The sequence below is a fragment of the Actinoplanes hulinensis genome (genome assembly GCF_019429605.1).
Taxonomy (GTDB): Bacteria; Actinomycetota; Actinomycetes; order Mycobacteriales; family Micromonosporaceae; genus Actinoplanes; species Actinoplanes campanulatus.
In genome coordinates, this window is record NZ_JAHXZI010000001.1 from 277,302 (window position 1) to 290,056 (window position 12,755).

General features: G+C 63.1%; 12 protein-coding genes. 7 read left to right on the plus strand and 5 right to left on the minus strand.

The window, feature by feature from the left end; all coding sequences use genetic code 11:
- Positions 1–110: 110 nt before the first annotated feature.
- Together KZ829_RS01355 and KZ829_RS01360 are read left to right on the plus strand one after the other, a co-directional pair.
- Positions 111–362, plus strand: coding sequence for a type II toxin-antitoxin system Phd/YefM family antitoxin (locus tag KZ829_RS01355; RefSeq protein WP_220142043.1), 252 nt, complete (start codon positions 111–113; stop codon positions 360–362).
- Entirely contained in the window at positions 359–733 is a 375-nt protein-coding gene (locus KZ829_RS01360) for a type II toxin-antitoxin system VapC family toxin (protein WP_220142044.1), read from the plus strand. The genes KZ829_RS01355 and KZ829_RS01360 overlap by 4 nt, the downstream gene beginning before the upstream one ends.
- A 318-nt stretch (positions 734–1,051) precedes the next feature.
- Here the strand turns inward: KZ829_RS01360 and KZ829_RS01365 are convergent, their stop codons facing one another.
- Positions 1,052–2,140 (minus strand): PDDEXK-like family protein, encoded by a 1,089-nt coding sequence (locus KZ829_RS01365; protein ID WP_220142045.1) that lies wholly within the window; start codon positions 2,138–2,140, stop codon positions 1,052–1,054.
- 146 nt (positions 2,141–2,286) lie between these two features.
- Between KZ829_RS01365 and KZ829_RS44770 the strand changes: the two genes are divergently transcribed.
- Complete coding sequence (locus KZ829_RS44770) at positions 2,287–2,451, plus strand: iron chelate uptake ABC transporter family permease subunit (RefSeq protein WP_372453817.1); 165 nt, start codon at positions 2,287–2,289, stop codon at positions 2,449–2,451.
- Between the two features lie 459 nt (positions 2,452–2,910).
- Here KZ829_RS44770 and KZ829_RS01375 read toward each other — a convergent pair whose 3' ends face one another.
- Positions 2,911–4,188, minus strand: coding sequence for a zinc ribbon domain-containing protein (locus tag KZ829_RS01375; protein WP_220142046.1), 1,278 nt, complete (start codon positions 4,186–4,188; stop codon positions 2,911–2,913).
- A gap of 16 nt (positions 4,189–4,204) precedes the next feature.
- The gene (locus KZ829_RS01380) at positions 4,205–5,461 is read right to left on the minus strand and encodes a M48 family metalloprotease (protein ID WP_220142047.1); all 1,257 of its coding nucleotides are present in this window, start codon (positions 5,459–5,461) and stop codon (positions 4,205–4,207) included.
- A gap of 152 nt (positions 5,462–5,613) precedes the next feature.
- Here KZ829_RS01380 and KZ829_RS01385 point away from each other — a divergent pair, with 152 nt between their 5' ends.
- Positions 5,614–6,060 carry an effector-associated constant component EACC1 gene (locus KZ829_RS01385; protein ID WP_220142048.1) on the plus strand — a complete coding sequence of 149 codons (447 nt, stop codon included), beginning with the start codon at positions 5,614–5,616 and terminating at the stop codon, positions 6,058–6,060.
- 901 nt (positions 6,061–6,961) lie between these two features.
- Here the strand turns inward: KZ829_RS01385 and KZ829_RS01390 are convergent.
- On the minus strand, positions 6,962–7,495 hold the full coding sequence (locus KZ829_RS01390) for a restriction endonuclease (protein WP_220142049.1): 534 nt from the start codon (positions 7,493–7,495) through the stop codon (positions 6,962–6,964).
- Between the two features lie 354 nt (positions 7,496–7,849).
- Between KZ829_RS01390 and KZ829_RS01395 the strand changes: the two genes are divergently transcribed.
- The 3 genes from KZ829_RS01395 (at position 7,850) to KZ829_RS01405 (ending at position 12,015) form a co-directional block, all read left to right on the plus strand.
- Complete coding sequence (locus KZ829_RS01395) at positions 7,850–8,164, plus strand: trypco2 family protein (protein WP_220142050.1); 315 nt, start codon at positions 7,850–7,852, stop codon at positions 8,162–8,164.
- A 7-nt stretch (positions 8,165–8,171) separates the two neighbouring features.
- Complete coding sequence (locus KZ829_RS01400) at positions 8,172–11,093, plus strand: S1 family peptidase (protein WP_220142051.1); 2,922 nt, start codon at positions 8,172–8,174, stop codon at positions 11,091–11,093.
- Positions 11,094–11,577: 484 nt separating this feature from the next.
- Positions 11,578–12,015: a hypothetical protein gene (locus tag KZ829_RS01405; RefSeq protein ID WP_220142052.1), complete on the plus strand. Its 438-nt coding sequence runs from the start codon at positions 11,578–11,580 to the stop codon at positions 12,013–12,015.
- Here the strand turns inward: KZ829_RS01405 and KZ829_RS01410 are convergent.
- Positions 11,952–12,728, minus strand: a complete 777-nt coding sequence (locus tag KZ829_RS01410) for a phospholipase D-like domain-containing protein (protein ID WP_220142053.1) — start codon at positions 12,726–12,728, stop codon at positions 11,952–11,954. The genes KZ829_RS01405 and KZ829_RS01410 overlap by 64 nt on opposite strands.
- Positions 12,729–12,755: the final 27 nt, after the last annotated feature.

Below are 12,755 nucleotides of genomic sequence, written 5' to 3' on the forward strand. Positions count from 1 at the left end.
TGAACCTCGGCGAGCGGGTCGAACAGCTGCGGACGGCCGTCGACAGATAACCGACTGGACCCCACCGAGCACTCCAAGGCCGGGCTAACCTCTTAGCTAAGGAGGCCGTCATGCCTGAAGCAGCCGCGCAGTTCAATATCCACGACGCGAAAACGAACCTCTCGCGGATCATCGACCGCGTCGAGCACGGCGAAGAGATCATCATCAGCCGGGCCGGCACACCCGTCGCCAAGGTGATCCCGCTCAATCGCAGGGTTGACAGGGTCGGCAGAGGCTCCCTCGCCGGTCAACTCGTCGTAGCGGACGACTGGGACTCCGCCGAGGTGAACGAGTCGATCGCACGGGATTTCGGCCTCGCATGAGCCTGCTCCTCGACACTCACGTCGTGCTGTGGTGGCTCACTGACGACTCCACGCTTGCCGCCGAGATCAAGGAACGGCTCGATCATGAACCGGACGTCTACATCAGCCCGGCAACGATCTGGGAAGTAGCGATCAAGCAGTCGCTCGGCAAGCTGGAGAAGCCGGCCGATCTCGCTGAGCGCATCCGCGACAGCGGCTTCCGGCACCTGAACATCACCGTCGAACACGGCATCGTCGCCGGACGGCTCCCGCTGATCCACCGAGACCCATTCGATCGGATGCTCATAGCTCAGGCCAAGGTAGAACACCTGACCCTGGTCACGCGTGACGCGCACATCCACAAATACGACGTGTCCGTCCTACCCGTCTGACTCGCCCACCGCGATGCGGCGTCACCGCAACGCCACCACCCGCCGCGCCCACCGTGATGCGGGGGTTCCGGGGCTCGGCCCCCGGAGCGGAATACCGAAACGGCCCCCGGTTCGCGCCTTCCGCGAACAAGGGGCCGCAATGCCTGGAACCAACTGTCAGAAAGTCGGTGTCTTCCGGGCCTGTGTCTTCCACTTTCGGCTCCCCGGCCACCGGAAGATGTCTTCCACGGAAAGCTTGTGTCTTCCGGATACAACGGCCAAGGGGCCGGGTTCTCCGCCAACGCCTCGGCCCAGTACGGCCTGGCCGCCATCCAGTGCCTAGCCCTCATCGGCGACAAGCTCCCGGGCTGACGCCACCAGGTGATCCAGCACCGCGAGGGTGAGATCGGCCAGCTGGAACCGGTCCACCCTCGTGACGTCCAGGGTCAGCTGGGTCGCGAGCCGCCGGTTCCAGTCGTTGCGGAACACCGGATGCAAGCCGCTGAGGTCGCCGTTGCGGAACTCGTCCAGCACGTCGGCGTCAGCGGGCCGGGCCAGGCCACCGTGCTCGTTCGCGGACAGCGCCTGGCCTAGCTCCGGCCGGCCCCGCTCGGTGAGCATCCGCTGGATCGCCGGCAGCACCAGGGCCGGCAGCAGCGCCACGGCCAGGTCGTGCGCCTCCCGCCGGGCCTCGACCGCGGTCCCGTCGCCCACGTCGACCTGCACACACGGCCGGAACAGCCACCGGGCCGCCGGGGTCTTGCGGCCCTCGGAGCGCACGTCCACACCGATCCACGCGTCCGGGTCGCCGTTCGGGTGCCGCCGCCAGGCCAGGAACATCGGGTTGCCGGGGTTCGAGCGGGTCGCCTCGGCCTGTCCGTCCCGCTTCCGCAGTACCCGATCGAGGTCGAGCGCGACACGGCGGGTGACGAGGTCGGGCACATACCAGCCCCGGGACTCGCCGATGACGCCCTCCGCCTGCTGGTCCCAGCTCGCGAACAGCCCGGCGATCTCCCCGCCGAGCCAGGCGGCGTGCGGATCGGTGCTGTCGCGCCAGGCCCCGTAGAGCTCGACGAGCCCGACCGCCCGCCACGGATCCGGCGGCACATCGCCACGATCCAGAGTGCAGTAGAAGAGAGCCGCCTGATGTTTCGCCGCCCACGCCTGATACCGGTCGAGCTGATCTCCGTGCTCGGTCGACGCGCCCTTCAACTCGAGCACCGCCACCGGATGGTTCCCCTGAAACACGACCAGGTCGAACCGGCTCCGCGCGGCCTTGCCCTCACGCCGGACTCGGTACTCCCCGTCCGGCAGCCCCAGCACCCGGACCAGCGGCGCCGGATCCCGCTCGAACAGAAACGCCAGCAGATCACTGGCACTGTTCTCGTTGGCGATCAGGCGGCCCAGCGCCTCGTTGTTCTCCGGCACTTCAAGATCATAAAACCTTTTCGATGGTACGACCTACCCCTCCATGTGGCACTGGGGGGGTCGTCCCGGCGCCGGATCGTCGCCCGCCGCCGGGCTGGTGCGGTGGTCCCGGCCGGCTGAACCCCAGCCCGGCCTATGCAAACGCTGTGAAGCGTAAGATCAACGTCGAGGCGCTGCTGGCCGAGGCCGCCATCGCCGCATGCGGGCCGATCGTATTCATCGGTCTGGTCCTGCCGCACCTAGCCCGGTTCCTGTGCGGGCCCGGCTACCGGTGGATCCTGCCGTACTCGATGTTGCTCGCCTCAACGTGATGCTGCTCGCCGACGTGCTCAGCCGGGTCGCCAGCGCCCCGGCGAACTGCAGGTCTTCGGCCTGTGCTGCCTGATCGTCCCCGACCCCGTAGCCGGCACCCACTCGTCGTCCCGACTGACAACAAGTGGGTGTCAGCAGTGCGGAAGAGACTCGGGCGAGGCGCTGAGGACCTGAGTCCGGGGAGTCAGAGACTCCCCGGACCTGACCAGTGGAGGTGTTGACCGCCTACTTGAACCTCGCCGAGCAGGTGATAACGCTGCGGAGCTTCCTCGGCGGGTAAGCCGAACCGTCAAAGTTGGTTCACGAAGCGACGCGAGCCGGACAGCGTCGCGAACGCGCGCCCAGTTACGCCGCCGTTTTGACCTCGTAGCCAGCCAGCACACGAGCGCCGCCCGACGGCGAGTCAGAGACCCCGTCCATCGGCGGCATCCAGTTCTCCATTCTCATCGGGCTCGATCTCACTGGGGTACGAACGAGATCTGGCCTCCGGCAGCCGACACCGTTCCGGTGAGATAGAAGGTCACATCGTCGCTGTACGGGGACGTCTGGCCCGACCAGCTCGGCACCTCGGTCCCGGTGACGCTCGCCTTGCCCGGCTCCTCGGTGCGGACGCGCAGGCTCCCGCCCTCCTCCACCAGGATGTGCTGCGGGTACTCGTCGATCGTCCAGCGTGCGTTCCGTACCTCCTGCCAGCTGTAGGAGGAGAATGGACACCCGGGCGGGCTGGTGGTGGTCGACTTGGCACAGCCGTCCAGATAAGCGCGGATCCGCTCGTCGACGACTGAGCGCGCGCTCTCCTTCAGGGTCGGCTGGAGCACCGCCACGACCTCGCCACCGCCCTCCGGTGCGGGCTGACCGCCCACCCGTGTGACGACCTCGTCAGCCGACCACAGCGGATGCTCAGCGAGGCCGACCCGGTACGTCCCGGGATAGGCACCCAGCCCGATCCAGCCCTGCTCGGGATCCGGCGTCAGCGTGGTACCCGCCACGATGACCATGTCGATGCCCGGCGCGGACACGGCGAGGGTCTCGACCCCGTTCATGATCCGCCAGCGTTGGAAGATCCCCGCTGAGGTCGCCTCATCCTGTCGCAGGTAGAAGATCTTCTCCGCACGTTCCCCGCCCAGCCTGAACTCGACACGGACCGTCGCCATCTCCACCGGGGTGTCGTAATAGGGATCCTCGGAGGGGGCCGCACCGCCTTCCGGCATGGTCGACTCCAGCACCTTGACGTCGATGGGCGGCTCGTACCCGGAGGAACCGAGCACCTGGGAGGTCAGCAGGCTGACCTCGCCCGCGGCGCCCGGCACGAGCGTGTTCATGACCTCGGCGGCGTCCCGGTCAGCGAGCGCGGAGAAGTACGCCTCGACGGTGTTCGCAGGGTCGAAGAAGACACTCTGCACGGCTTTGACAGCGGACACACCCAGAAACAGCACCCCGAGCACGACGGCCGCGACGATCAGCGGCCGGGGAGTCCGCGACGTGGTACTGACGAAGATCTCGTTCGCTGCGGCGGCTGCGGCGGCTGCGGGGTCACCCGGTGACTCCGGCGGGGCGGCCGACGTTCCCAGACGATGCCCGCAGTGCGAGCAGAAGCGGGCCACCACGGTGTTGAGGTGCGCGCACTCCGTACAGGCCTGCACCGGGGCATCGACCGGATGTCCGCAGCGCAGACACTCGTCGAATCCTGGCAGCAGGGCAGTCCGGCAGTGCGGGCACGCGGCTGTCACGACCATGCGATCCACCACCCGTTCAGACGCCGGGTTCGGTGACGATGACGGGGAACGGGAAGGCCGGGGCGTCCTCGTCCGGCAGCGGGTAGTCCTTGCCCGGTTCCTCGATGGCCTCCAGCCGCAGCTCGTTGGCCGGGTGGGTGGCGCAGATGGCGGCGTTCCAGCCGTTGCGGCCGCCTTCGAAGGAACGGAGCCGGTTCAGAACCTTCCGCATGCCGGCCCGGTATCCGGCCAGTACGGCGCCCTCGTCGGCACGGAACTCCGCCCGACGTGAATCCGAGGCCTGCATCGGCGCCACGAAATACTGCACGGTGATGAAGACCGGCCAGAGCGCCAGCCAGATCAGGAATCGCAGGAAGCCGTTCTGGGTCCGGTCACGCAACCATCCGCCGCCTGCCTGCACGACATAGAGCGGAAGAGCCACACCGCGTACGAAGGCAGTGGAGATCGCGTCGCCGTTTCGCCAGTGAACGAGCTCGTGGGCGATGGTCGCGGCAATCGCATCGGGGGTGTGGATGAAGCTGTCGATCATGCCCTTGTGAATGACGATGTGCCGGGTGTGGGCGTAGGCGGCCGCCTCGGCACTGTCGTGGGTCAGCACCACCGGGTGGTTCCGGAGTCCTAGCCGATCCGCGGCACTGCGGACCAACGGCAGCAGCAAGTCGGCCTCCCGGCGGCTCAACCGCCGTGCCCCGGTGACGACGAGGATGCGGTGCTCGAACAGCACCCGATAGAGCGTGTAGAGCAGGCCGACCACGAACCCGATGATGATCGCGCCCACGACGGTCGCCACCCCGTCGACGACACCCTCCTGGAACGGCCCGAGGAATACCCAGATCATCCCGAGCAGGAAACCGATCAGCGCGCCGAGCAGCACCGCGAGGACCGCGGCCTGGACACCGCTGGACTTGTTCAGCAGGTTCTCCATGGCGTCGCCGAGAAACGGCACCGACCGCGCCGATTCCGGAAGAGTTCGCTCACCGCGCAGCCCGCTGTAGAAATAGGCCCCGATCCCACTGAAAACGGCGAAAACCGCGGCCGCGAACAGCGCACCGGGCACGTAGAGCCAGGCCGCGATGAACGCCGCGACGACACCGCGCGCGTTCCGCAGAATGCCGGCCCGGAGCCACGACGTGACACTCACGAACTCCGCAGGGCGCCCGACGGTGAACCGGCTCGCAATCTCACCGCTCGGAACGGGCCGGTCCGGGACGGCTGTCACCGGCGGTGTCGTCGCGGTGCTGATCTGGCCGCCGTCCTGGGTTTCCTCCGCCACCGATCCCCCCGAGAATCACGCTCTTGAATAGTGATGGCAGTGAGTATTGTGCAACCGGGCCGCTTCGTGCTTCCCCGTTTCGGACCACCATCCGACAGGACGGCAGCCGGCCCCGATCCACCGTTTTTCCGCAGACACGAGGGGGCGACGCGGTGCGAATCACCGTGCGGGCAAGCGACCACCGCGATCCGGACCGGCAAGAGGGCGCCCTGGCAGCCTTCCTCGATCAGCAGCCGCAACTCCGGGGCCGCGTTCAGCTCATCGGCGACGGCCAGCAGGCCGGAGGCATCAGCCAGTCGGTCGCCATGATCATCATCGACCTCGGCCCCACCGTCCTGGGCACCTTCGCCGGCCTGGTGATCGCCTGGCTACGCCACCGAACAGGCAGCACCCAGGTCACCATCACCCGAGCCGACGGCACGAAGTTGGACCTGCAGGCCCAGCGGGTGAAGAACCTGTCCGGCCCCGAGCTGACAGCCCTGGCCGCCGAACTAGGCAAGGCCCTGAACCCCCCACCCCCCGCCGTCAGCCCGGCCCAGCACCAAGAGCAAGCCCCAACACCAGACCCCCGCAGCATCAACGACCCACAAACCCCGTGACCAACCACAGGACGTGACGATGCAGGGCCGGTGCGGGATGAGCCGATCGATAAGCACGATGGATCGGAACCGGGCGCCTTAACGTGATCGACTGGCCGCCGCCGTCAGAGGGGTCGGAACCAGTCCTCGATGATCGAAGCTCCGGAGGACCTGCCTCGACCAGGCGTCCAATGCCCGGACCAGTGCGGCGGGTCCGCGTTCGTCGATCTCGCGGACAAATCTGACCACTTCCCAGACGCCAGGCCCATATGCCTGAATCGCACGACGCCCGGAAGGCCCTTGCGCCTGGTGTTCCGGCCTCACGGAGCTACCGATTCGCTCTTCACTCTCCCCAGCCGACGCTCACAAACGAAATGATGCCCCGGCCGATTGGCCGGGGCATCATTTGATCTTGAAGTGGAGGTAGTGGCCGCCTACTTGAACCTCGGCGGACAGGTAGCCAACGTACGGCTCGCCCTCGCCAACACCCCGGCGGCCGCCGGCAACGCTGACCAGCCTGACCCTGCGGGTCATCGCGACCGCAGGAGCAAACTGTAAATCCGTCGCAAAGCTACAGAAGTTCGGATTCCTACCCGCCACAAGCTAGAGGAGAGGCCCTGGTACCGATGGAACGCTGATTGGGGCCGTTCTCGTTGTGATCCAGCGAGTCCGGCAAGATCCGGTCGCAGAAGGGCGACTACGGGAACGCGCAGAGAGCCTCCCTCACCGCTATCCGTCCGCCGACGACCCAGGAAGCAGACAGGCAACGGTGCCGCCACTGATCACTTCATAGAGATGATTTTGGACGCTGGCGCCCGGCACCGGCCTGTTCGGCTATGCCTGGGTCGACGGTGGCCTGAATAGCCACCCCATCCCAAAAGCTAAAGATCGCCGCCGGATGCGTCCGATCGGGCTGTCTTCCTCAAAGCCACGATCGCGGCCACTCACCGCTGACTACAAAAGACGTGAAGCCGTCTGCTGCAAGATCCTCCACCCACAGGGGTGGAACGGCTTGCACCAGCAGAGATGCGGGATACCCGGGCACACCCGTGTTCCGGAGGACTACGGCAGGAGTCTGCACAGCGACTGTCAGCACCCTGGGGTTCGTAGCAGCCTCGGCACGGGCGACAGCGCTGTTCGTAAAACCTGAGTAGGAGTACAAAACACCGATACCGGCGCCAACGTCAAGTAGCTTGCCGACGAACTGGTCAACCACTTCGATAGACACTGGCCGCCGGTAGCGCTTGCACTCGATCGCTACGTGAACCTCGATCGTTTCCAGGACCGTGCCGACGACCCAGACATCGATCTGTCTGTCGGTCTGGCTGAGTCGTCCTCTGACTTTCTCGTTATGGACGATCTTCGCGCCGGGGTCCAGCTGCTTGAGTAGATCATGCACTGATTCCTCGTACCGCCTCCACAACACGTCATCCGGCGGCCCTGGGTTCGCGTCCATCAAGTCCCATCGTAGGTGCTGTCTCGCACCGAGCCGCATTGAACGGAGGGGCAGATCGAACACTCGTCGCCGTACCTGGGAGATCCGGCCGAAGGCTCGTCGACGCGCTGGCCGATGCCGGACGGAGGACGCCAGCAGGCCGAGCGCCGCCGACCCGCGCCGCGCTCGCGCGCGAGGCCTTGATGGCGAGATCAAACTCGGCAAAGTCGCCTTGCTGTAAGCAGTAAGCTCGCCGCCAAGACCGGCGAGACTATCTCAGGACGGGCGAGCAGATAGGTACCGGATACCGGGACATAAGGGGCGAGGTCGTCCTAACAAATCAGTAGTTATCTAAACCTTAAAAAGGAGATTTTGGTGGAACCGGCATACATCCCTCTCTCGCAGGCAGTTGGCGAACTTCGCACTGAAATTATTGCGGCCGTCAAAAACGCGAAGGGCGAAGACCTCCGCTTCGCTCTGGAACAGATCGAAGTCGAATTTCAGGTTGTTGCCACGACTACGGGGAAGGCAGAAGCACGGGCGAGCATCTGGCAAGTTGTCACCCTTAAGGGATCGATCGAACATGCGAACGCCGCAACCCATAAGGTCAAGCTGGTTCTGAAACCACGTCAAGAGGGATCTCCCGATGAAACCCTAATTGGAGACGAGGTCTCAGAGCGACCGCAATAATCCGAGAATGTATCAGACAGTGAGGGAAGAACTAATAGTAGAAGTTTACGGATCAAGGCTCGGGACGGGCTATGCCATTGCACCTGACCTTATCCTGACAGCACGGCATGTCGTCATAGGTGACACGAACGATAAGCCGGTCAGCATACGCCCGCTAGGATTACCCGATTGGACCAGCGCATCAGTGGTTTGGGCTGGCACACCAAGCCTCGATGCAGCGCTTCTTAAGGTTGAAGAACCGCTCTTTCAGGAATCGCTGGCTCTCCAACCGATTGACTGGGGTCGCCTATCGCCGAGTCAATCCGTACTCTGTCGGGCAACCGGTTTTCCGGCGTCTCAAGCCAAGATAAATGGAACCAGAGATACTGACACGATTGCCGGTTCAACGCTTCCTCTGGCATCTCAAAAGAGCAATCGGATAGTCGTCGCATCACCCTATGGCGGACCTACAAAGACACCGACTGAGGGATCGCCGGACGCCTGGGGCGGAATGTCAGGAGCAGCGCTTTTCTCCTCACCCGATGCCTATCTAATTGGAATTGTTACTCACTCTCCGAAGAATTTTGGAAGCAACCGCCTAGAGGCTACGCCGATAACGCAAGTGATATCTAGCCCGGATTTTTCATCCTTAGTAGGCAATATCAGTCTCAAGACGGTCGGCGAAGATGGGGTTCTTCTACGTCCTATAGCTAAACGCCTCCCTCAACGCTATCCGGATTCGTGGCTCCTGGATCCGCAGTACGCGGTCGTTGACTTCGTTGGGCGATCGACCGAGCTGGAACAGCTAAAGGGCTGGGCGGCAGAGAACACAAACTTGAGCGTGGCCATTGTTATCGGCTCTGGCGGGAGCGGAAAAACCCGGCTTGCTATCGAACTGGCCCAGCATTTCGCAATGAAGGGCTGGGATGCCGGACTTCTGTCATCTGAGGACTCTGAACGATGGTCATTCAATAGCCTTCCATATCCAACTCTTCTTATAGTTGACTACGCCAGCCGTCATCAGAGCTCTCTGAGTAAGTTGCTCATTCACTTAAATAGCATGGCTTTACATCAGCCCGTCAAGATACTCCTCTTAGATCGCCGTATGGGATTCTGGTGGGAGAACTTAAATCGTGCGACCAAGCGGGTGGCTGAGGAAATCTGCGACTTAAAGCTCTCTCTAACATCAGCAGATATCAGCGATTCAGAGCGGAATTCCCATGCTCAGCACGCTTTGACTGCATATAGCAGAATATTTGGGATAGATCTACCAAAAATTGACGAAGCTGGATATTCGAGGTTAGATACGCCGCTGCTAATTCACATGAACGCCCTTCTCCTATGCCGGACAGGAGAAGCAACGGTTTCTTCCCGCTCTCCCAAAGACGTTATCTTAACTCGACTTCTTGATCGCGAACGTGAACGCTGGGAGGAGGCCAGATACATACACGAATTGACGGAGCTAAGCTCAATACAGTCTCAGCGGGCGGTAGCACTTGTTGCGCTCACACGTCCCGCACTGTCTCAAATTGAGACGATGATTGAGGCCATCTCGGACTTCGGCGCACCCTCTCTCCGCTCGCGGATTGCAAACTGGCTCGAGGACCTGTTCGATGACAACGCAGGGAGCCTGGGAGCACTGGGGCCAGATCTTCTTATTGGGAAGCTTCTAGCAGACACAGCAGATCTTAGATCGCTACTTATGGGGTTACTGGATTGGGGCGGGTTAACCACTGATCAGCGGGTTCGCGCGCTTCACATTCTTACGATATCTGCGGAGGACTCCGTCCGAATTAAGGAAATTTTTGCTGATTTCCTTATTGCGAATCTAGAGGGGTTGATCGAAGCCGCCGTCTCTGATCAACAAGATGACGTAATTGACTCGCTGCACACAGCGCTTTCGTCGGCTGAAAGCTCGCACAGACTATCGAAAGCTACGGATCTTGTTTGGGCGAAGTTGCCACGCCGAAATGATCGACTTGCGTTTCTCACGTCGGAAATTGCGGTCCTTCGCGCCCAGTGGCATCGGAAACGAACACCTGGACTCGTATCAGATGTCGCAAACCTCGGCTCAGATGACCTACTGAGCGAACGCTTCCGCAATCTTGGAGGCGCACTGATGGACAGTGCCGAAGCAAGGTCGAACGTTGGGTCTTGGGGAGAAGCTGTCAATGATATCGCCGAAAGCGCTTCGATTTACAGAGCACTCTATATAGCCAATGACGACATCGATGATGCCGACCAACTCGCCATATGCCTCAGTCGGGCGGGACTCTATCAGCGAAACATGGAATCCAACGAAATAGCGGTTGATGCTGGCGAGAGAGCCGTCCGCCTTTGGCGGGAAGTAGTTCAACGCAAGCCACATCGCCGCACCGAGCTCGCAATCGCATTGACTAATCTTGCTGGCTCTTACTGTTCCGCCGGCAGGCCGTCAGCCGGATTTCGGCACTGCACGGAGGCGATCACGATACTTAGCAACGAGATTCGGGCACATGAATCCGAACAGGTTCGAGACGCTCTCGAAACCGTCTATGTTGAATTCGCACACCATTGCATGGAAGCCGGCTACTTGAAAACCGCAAAGACGAACCTGCAGAAGTCTTTGCGGTTCTCGAACGCCTCAGATCCGGACAACGGATACTATAACAAACTTATGGCAGAAATCTCTTTGCGCGAAGAAGAATTCGATGCAGCCATCGCGTATGCCGAGACCGCCGCAATGGCGTATCTCGCGAAGGCCAAGCAAAACATTTCTAGAATCTTCTGGTTCCGCGGCGCGATGCGCCTACTGCTTGAAACGTTCGAGAAGGCCGGCCGGACAGCAGAAGCGCTACAGATGCGCGAAGAGTTTCCCGAACTATTGCGAGAAAGCACATCGCAAGAATATGAGTCCGAAAGAAGCAAGATTGGGGATCGAGCACTTATACTGCTTTTCGGTGGAAACTAGCGCCAGCCTTCCGGAAGCCGGGTGCTCCCGCCGAAGGCATCCCTCGGGTCGATACCACAGCAAAGGATCGGCCGGCGCGCCGGGCGATGCCGTGCATGCGCGGCTCCTTGATCGAAGAAAGCCAATTCATCGATTGCACGGGGCCTGCCGCTGGCCGGACCACAGTAGGGACGACAAGACATTCCCTAGACGTCCGGCAAGACGTGGTTGGGTTGCTGCTAAGCAGGTTCGAGGCTGTGAGCAACGCCGAGGCAGCCACGTTCCAGGGGTCACGACGCGCCCTGAAGCCGTGCGGTGCGGGGTGGCAACGGCGTCAACCAGGGTCCGGTCGTACATGCTCCCAACGCTGTGCGACCGGGCCTCTGTTTGCTCGTCAGCTTGCGGAGGAAGCGATGCCACGTTCACGTCGGCATGCACCGACCTCGACCCCGCCGAAGCACCGCCTCGGAAACGATCATCGACCGTCACGCCGCTGGTGGGCGCCATGGCGTTCAGGCTGCACCTGTGGGCTCAGCGGTTGGCCCTGCCAAGCCAAGCGGGCATCCCCTTCGCCTGCACCAACCCGAACGTCAGGCCCGGCGTCCGCCGGTCCGGCATCGAGGATCTTGCCGGGTACGTCCTGGGATGGGCCGACGATCCTGCTCACCCCGCTACTCACCCGCGGGCAGCGGTGGCGCAGCAACGGCGGTGCCGAATGAGCGCCGGCGTGCTGCATGTTCCCGACCGCCCGTCCTGGCAGTGCCGTCAATGCGGCGCGGCCTGGCCCTGCGAACCGGCCAAGGACGACATCGTCGCCACGACGGACCGAACTTGTCGGATGATCTATCTGGGCCTGCACCTGGCCGATGCGATCGTCGATCAGCCGGGTGCCGATCCGGCCGCCGTCTTTGACCGCTTCGTCGGGTGGGCCCGCAACTCCTGAGCCGCCGCCCACACTCTCTCGAACGAGTCCAGGTAGGTGCTGGCCATCCCGCCCTGGGTCGCCAGTCGCAGGTGCAGGACGGGCGACCGAGAAGCGGCACAGCCGTAGGCGTGGGTGTTGACCATCAACTCGTCGTCAGCCCGGTAGATCGAGTTGTAAAGCACGGTGTCATGCGACCGAACAGACACTCCCCGCTCATCCATCAACGGCCGGAGCAGGATCAACGCGTTGTCGATGCGCGTGGACATCATCTCGCCGATCCGCTCGTCGGCACCGCGCTGGGCGACCTGAGCGCCGTCCATGTCGCCGAGCGCGATCCGAACTCGTACGCCGGCTCGGGCCTTGTCCCGAAGGATGCCCAGGACGCCGGCGTCTTCGGCCAGGAAAAGACTGCTGTACGCGAGGATGCCGACCTCCCGCTCAGCGCCGGCGAACAGCTTCCGCCAGGTGTCCGCGGGTACGGAGCAGCGCTGGGCGTACGTCATCAGGATGTCGCCGGTGTCCGGTGCCGCGTGCTCGCGAGCGTCGATGCCGGGCCAGAGGTCGCGTTCCGGCCATCCGGTCAACGCCACCAGCGCGGTGCGGTGACGCGGGTACGGCAACCGGCCGCTGATCCACCGGTCAACGGTCTTGGGATCGACGCTGAGCCGCCCGGCCACATCCACGGCATCGAGTCCGGCCGAGCGCAGCGCCCGAGACAGGGGGTGCTTCATCGCGTTCCTCCCCGGGTGTGGAGTTCC